This is a genomic window from Actinosynnema sp. NPDC059797, assembly GCF_042732085.1.
GTDB lineage: Bacteria > Actinomycetota > Actinomycetes > Mycobacteriales > Pseudonocardiaceae > Actinosynnema.
In genome coordinates, this window is the sequence record NZ_JBHWIE010000501.1 from 1 (window position 1) to 4151 (window position 4151).

Here is a 4151-nt window from a genome sequence, read left to right on the forward strand (position 1 = left end):
GTCCACGCGCCCCGACACGACCGCGGTGACCGCCTCGACGACACCGCCCGCCGCGAGCCGGGCGATGTCGAAGCCGCCGGGGCCGAACGGGCTGCCGCCGTCGCCCGCGTCCCCGCCGGTGTCGTTGAGCGCGGCGAGCCGGTCCAGGTGCGCCCGGTCGTGCACGAGCAGCAGCTCGTCGTCGGTGGCGGGCCGCGGTCGCAGCCGCACCAGCCGGTCGACCAGGCCGCTCGCCACGACCAGCTCGTGGACCCGGCGCTTGGCCTCGGCGTTCTCGAAGTGCCGGTGCGGCTGGAGGCCGCGGCGCGGGTCCGCGGGCAGCAGGCCGGCGTGCGTGCCGGTGTCGTGCCAGCCGTACAGCTCGTGGTAGACGTAGCCGGTCGCCATGGCGCGCAGTCTCGTCGCCGCACCGCCGGCCGGTCTTGTCCGGCGACGCCCGCCGGTTGGCCGTGAGCGCACGTCGCAGCGCGTTCACCGCCGGTCAACACCGGTACGCCGAGGGCCAAGACCGGCCCGTGCGGCGCTTCGATACTCCCCGGGCATGACCGAGACCCCGCACCCGCTCGACCCGCTCACCGCCGCCGAGGTCGCCGCCGCGCGCGACGCGCTCGTGGCCGCGAACCTGGTCGGTCCGACGACCAGGTTCCCCAGCGTGCTGTTGGCGGAGCCGGCCAAGGACGTCGTGCGCGCGCACCGACCCGGCGACCCGGTGGCACGCCGGGCGCGGGTCGTGCTGCTGGACGTGGCCACGGGTGCGGCCGGCGAGGCCGTGGTCGACGTGGGAGGGGGCGGGGTGGTGGCCTGGCGGGAGCTGGACCCGGCCGACGGCAGGCCCGCGATCCTGTTCGAGGAGTACGACCGGGTCGCCGAGCTGGTGCGCGCCGACCCCCGCTGGCAGGAGGCGCTGCGGCGGCGCGGGGTCGCCGACCGGTCACTGGCGTTCGTCGCGCCGCTGTCACCCGGCTCGTTCCCCGAGGACGAGCCGCGGCGGTTCCTGCGGGCGCTGACGTTCCTGCGCGACCACGTCGACGACAGCCCGTGGGCGCACCCGGTGGAAGGGCTGCTGGCCGAGGTGGACCTGATCGGCGGACGGGTGCTGCGGGTGGTCGACTCCGGCGACGTGCCGGTGCCCGCCGAGCCCGGGAACTACGCCGGCGTGCCGCCGCGCACCACCCTCAAGCCGATCTCGATCACCCAGCCCGAGGGCGCCGGCTTCACCGTGTCCGGGCACGAGGTGGTGTGGGAGGGCTGGCGGCTGCGGGTCGGGTTCAACGCCCGCGAGGGCCTGACCCTGCACCGGATCTCGTTCGACGGGCGCTCGGTGCTGCACCGGGCGTCGGTGGCCGAGATGGTCGTGCCGTACGGCGACCCCGCGCCGTGGCGGAACTGGATCAGCTACTTCGACGCGGGCGAGTACCTGCTGGGCAAGAACGCCAACCCGCTGCGGCTGGGCTGTGACTGCCTGGGCCTCATCCACTACTTCGACGCCGTCGTCGCCGACGACCACGGCCGGCCGGTGACCATCCCGCGGGCGATCTGCCTGCACGAGGAGGACCACGGGGTGCTGTGGAAGCACACCAACACCCTCACCGGGGCGGCGGACGTGCGCCGGGCGCGGCGGCTGGTGATCTCGTCGTTCAGCACGATCGGCAACTACGACTACGGCTTCTACTGGTACTTCCACCTCGACGGGACGGTCGAGCTGGAGGCCAAGCTGACCGGCGTGGTGTTCTGCGGCGCGGGCGAGGGCTCGCCGCACGCGGCACCGGTCGCGCCCGGCCTGGTCGCGCCGGTGCACCAGCACCTGTTCTGCGCGCGGCTGGACGCCGAGGTGGCGGGTACGGCGAACACGGTCGACGAGGTGGACTTCGTGCGCCTGCCGACCGGGCCGGGCAACCCGCGCGGCAACGCGTTCACCACCCGCGCCACCGCGCTGGAGCGGGAGTCGACCGCGGCGCGCCTGGCCGATCCCGCGGCCGGCCGCACGTGGGTGGTGCGCAGCGCGGAGGACCGCAACCGGCTGGGCCTGCCGCGCGCCTACCAGCTCGTGCCCTCGCCGGGCCCGACGCTGCTGGCGCAACCCGGCTCGTCGGTCGCGGGCCGGGCCGCGTTCGCCACCCGGCACCTGTGGGTGACCCGGTTCGCCGAGGACGAGCGGCACCCGGCGGGCGAGTTCCCCAACCAGCACCCCGGGGGCGCCGGCCTGCCCGCGTGGACCGCGCGCGACCGGCCGCTGGTGGACGCGGACGTGGTGCTGTGGCACGTGTTCGGGCCCACCCACCTGCCGCGTCCCGAGGACTGGCCGGTGATGCCGGTGGACCGCTGCGGGTTCCTGTTCCGGCCGTGGGGTTTCTGCGACCGCAACCCGGCGCTGGACGTGCCCGGCCTCGCGGGGCGTTCGCACTGCCCGCCGGGGTCCCCGGAACACGAGTGCTGATCATCTGGTAGATCGCTGACGGGCGCCCGCCACCACTCCGGTGACGGGCGCCCAGTGCTGCCCTTTACCAGGTCGGACGCCGTTCGTCGCGCATTCTTGCGAATTTCGGTATTTCTACGGACCGGCCGACCACCCCGCTGGGACCACGCTGTGCCGACCACCCCGGAGCAGCGAGTAGGACGGTGGATCGGTGAATGTGTTGTCCATTGAGGACCTTTCGGTCGACCGGGCCGGGCTGCCCGTCGTGCGCGGCGTGTCGCTGCGGGTCGACCGGGGTGCGGTGACCGTGCTGCTCGGCGCGAACGGCGCGGGCAAGACGACGTTGCTGGAGGGCGTGTCCGGGGCGATCCCGGTGTCCGCCGGCGAGATCCGGCTCGACGGCGAGCGGATCGACGGGCTGCGGGCGTGGCGGCGGGCGCGGGCGGGGCTCGCGCACGTCGAGCAGGACCGCTCGGTGTTCCGGGAGATGTCGACCCTGGACAACCTGCGCGCCGCGTGCCGGTCCGGCTCGGGCCGGACGCCCGAGCGGGTGCTGGAGCTGTTCCCCGAGCTGCGCAAGCAGCTGCACGCGCAGGCCGGCCTCCTGTCCGGTGGTGAGCAGCAGATGCTGGTGATCGGCCGGGCGCTGCTGGGCGAGCCGCGTTACCTCCTGATCGACGAGATGTCGCTCGGGCTGGCGCCGATCGTGGTCGAGCGGCTGGCCGGCGCGGTGCGGTCGCTGGCCGACGAGGGCGTGGGCGTGCTGCTGGTCGAGCAGTTCGCCGCGCTGGCCCTGCGCATCGCCGACCGGGCCCACGTCATGGCGCGCGGCGAGGTGGTGTTCTCCGGCGGCGCGGCCGAGCTGCGCGCCGACGAGGACCGGCTGCGGGCGCTGTACCTGGGCGAGAGCCCCACCGAGAGCGGAGCCCGGTCGTGAACCACCTTCGTCCCCTGCTGCTCGGCCTGGCGTTCGCCGCGCTCGTCGCGGCCGGCGTCGCCGGCCTGGCTTCCAGCTACGTGCTCTTCCTGCTCACCGGGGCGGCCGTGACCACCGTGTTCATGCAGAGCTACGGCCTGATCACCGGGCGCGCGGGGGTGATCTCGCTGTGCCAGCTCAGCTTCGCGGCGATCGGCGCGTGGGTGGTCGGCTGGGCGAACGTGGCCGACGTGCCCGGCGGGTTCTACGCGTGGCTGCCGCTGAGCGGGCTCGCCGCGGTGGTCGCCGGGCTGGTGATCGGCCTGCCCGCGCTGCGGCTGCGCGGGGTGAACCTGGCCGTGGCGACCTTCGCGTTCGCCACCGCGCTGGACGTGGTGTTCGCCGGGCTGGCGTTCCCCGGCCAGGACGACTTCGACTTCGTCCGGCGGCCCGCGGGCTTCGAGACCGACCGCGCGTACTTCGTGTTCGCGGTCGCCGTGGTCACCGCGATCTTCGTCGGCCTGTGGTTCCTCGACCGCAGCCGCGCGGGCGGCGCGCTGGCCGAGATCCGGCACTCCGAGCGGGCCGCGGCGGCGCACGGGATCAGCGTGGCGCGGGGCAAGCTGACCGCGTTCGCGCTCAGCGCCTTCGTGGCCGGTGTCGGCGGCGGGCTCATGGCGGGGCAGCTGGGCATCGTGGCGCCGGGCAACTTCGCGTCGTTCGCCTCGGTGTCGTTCTTCGCGATCGCCCTGTTCGTCGGCACGAAGAACGTGGAGGGCGCGATCGCCGGCGGTGGGATCGGCGCGGTCTTCCCGGTGC

Annotated in this window: 4 protein-coding genes; 3 read left to right on the forward strand and 1 reads right to left on the reverse strand. The window is 74.7% G+C overall.

Annotated features, from left to right (window positions below; translation table 11 throughout):
* Nucleotides 1-387 (reverse strand): arginase family protein (locus tag ACFV4N_RS40520; RefSeq protein WP_499677999.1); only part of this gene is annotated, 387 nt, incomplete at its 3' end.
* A 154-nt stretch (nucleotides 388-541) separates the two neighbouring features.
* Between ACFV4N_RS40520 and ACFV4N_RS40525 the strand changes: the two genes are divergently transcribed.
* The 3 genes from ACFV4N_RS40525 to ACFV4N_RS40535 all read left to right on the forward strand — a co-directional run.
* Nucleotides 542-2437 (forward strand): primary-amine oxidase, encoded by a 1896-nt coding sequence (locus ACFV4N_RS40525; RefSeq protein ID WP_499678000.1) that lies wholly within the window; start codon nucleotides 542-544, stop codon nucleotides 2435-2437.
* Between the two features lie 196 nt (nucleotides 2438-2633).
* Entirely contained in the window at nucleotides 2634-3353 is a 720-nt protein-coding gene (locus ACFV4N_RS40530) for an ABC transporter ATP-binding protein (protein WP_499678001.1), read from the forward strand.
* Nucleotides 3350-4151 (forward strand): branched-chain amino acid ABC transporter permease (locus ACFV4N_RS40535; RefSeq protein WP_499678002.1); only part of this gene is annotated, 802 nt, incomplete at its 3' end. The genes ACFV4N_RS40530 and ACFV4N_RS40535, both read left to right, overlap by 4 nt.